This is a genomic window from Parabacteroides sp. AM08-6, from assembly GCF_003473295.1.
Lineage (GTDB): Bacteria > Bacteroidota > Bacteroidia > Bacteroidales > Tannerellaceae > Parabacteroides.
The window spans coordinates 928-2,430 of sequence record NZ_QRMP01000006.1 but is presented as its reverse complement, the minus strand read 5'-3'; the positions used below and the strand labels follow the sequence as shown (position 1 = coordinate 2,430).

Annotated in this window: 2 protein-coding genes; both read right to left on the bottom strand. The window is 38.6% G+C overall.

Going from position 1 to position 1,503, the window contains the following annotated elements; all coding sequences use genetic code 11:
- Positions 1–78: 78 nt before the first annotated feature.
- Positions 79–951 carry an IS3 family transposase gene (locus tag DW103_RS06285; RefSeq protein ID WP_233545629.1) on the bottom strand — a complete coding sequence of 291 codons (873 nt, stop codon included), beginning with the start codon at positions 949–951 and terminating at the stop codon, positions 79–81.
- Positions 915–1,439, bottom strand: coding sequence for a helix-turn-helix domain-containing protein (locus DW103_RS06280; RefSeq protein ID WP_122274814.1), 525 nt, complete (start codon positions 1,437–1,439; stop codon positions 915–917). The genes DW103_RS06285 and DW103_RS06280 overlap by 37 nt, the downstream gene beginning before the upstream one ends.
- Between the last annotated feature and the right edge of the window lie 64 nt (positions 1,440–1,503).

Below are 1,503 nucleotides of genomic sequence, written 5' to 3'. Positions count from 1 at the left end.
TTTTTATGCTTCGCAACAGAAAAAGGGAATGTGCCTGTTTTGTACTGCCCCCCAAAAGTTAGACGTTAAAAAATAACGTTATAAATTCTCTAAATAATGAGCTCGGTATTGTACCGGGCTCATTCCATTAAGCCTCATTTTAATTCTATCATTATTATACCAATCAATATATACCACTAGTTCCTTCTTGAACTCTTGCATGGATTTAAATTCCTTGTTGTATAATAGTTCCGACTTCATAAGCCCGAAAAAGTTTTCCATAACAGAATTATCCAGGCAATTCCCCTTTCTCGACATGCTTTGTAATATTCCATGTTCGGTCAAGGCATTTTGATAATCTTTATGTTGGTATTGCCATCCTTGATCAGAATGCAATATGATTTCATTCTCTTTTGGTAATTTGTCTGTAATGGCAAACAGATCATTCATCATTTTGTTTATTTGTTCTAAATCCGCTCTATCGGCTATATTATAACTTAGTATTTCTCCGTTAAACATATCTATTATAGGCGATAAGAAACTTTTCTGCTGCCCGATTGATATTTGCGTCACATCTGTGGCAAGTTTACGGCAAGGGCAAGCTACCTTAAAATCCCTGTTCAGGATGTTGGGGGCAATCTTACCGACGGTTCCTTTATATGACCGATACCGTTTCTTGGGTATCAGACACTTTATATCCAACTCCTGCATCAGTTTCTCTACCGTCTTGTGATTTATTGCATATCCATCATGACGTAACTGCAAGGTTATACGACGATAGCCATAGCGTCCTTTACTTTCCTGAAAGATTTCTTGTATCCGTTTCTTTTCTTTATCGTACTTCGATGTATTACCAAACCGTTTAAGGTGGTAATAGAATGTAGAACGAGCCATCCCTTTAATCTCTAACAACAGGTCGAGACCATATTCCGGCCTTAATGAATGGATGACTTCAGACCAGAATCTTTCGATTTGACCCTTTCTTCTTCCATTAAGGCCTTTGCTTTTTTTAGCAAGGCGTTCTCTGCCCGCAGGCGTAAGTTTTCAGCCTGGAGTTTTTCTAATTCTGTTTGAGGTTCTTTCTTTTTCGGTCGTCCCATATGCCTACTTGGTCGCCCTCGCTGGTGATGACGGTGTAATTCTTCATATCCTCCAGACTTATATTGCTGTATCCAACGGCAAACACTCGAATGGCTAACGTCATACTTCACGCAAAGCTGCCACAAAGGTAAGCAATCAACCTCGTACTCTTGGATTATTTGCTCCTTTAATTCGAAGCTTACAACTGCTTTCTTATAATTTTCTAAACCGGAGAAACCATATTTCTTATATCTGCCAAAAAGAATATATAAATAATGGTCGCTTACATGAAAACGAGTCATCAACTCAACCATGCTAACTCCGGCTTCATGAAGTCGGAGAATCTCTTGCTTTTCTTCTAATGTGTGATGCTTTGACATAAATAAACCCCAAAAGTTTTTTGTCTAACTTTTGGGGTTCACTTCAGTTTTGACACACCCCCTC

Coding starts and splice junctions, on each gene's coding strand:
- DW103_RS06280 (WP_122274814.1), bottom strand. CDS start 1,439: ATGTCAAAGCATCACACATTAGAAGAAAAGCAAGAGATTCTCCGACTT.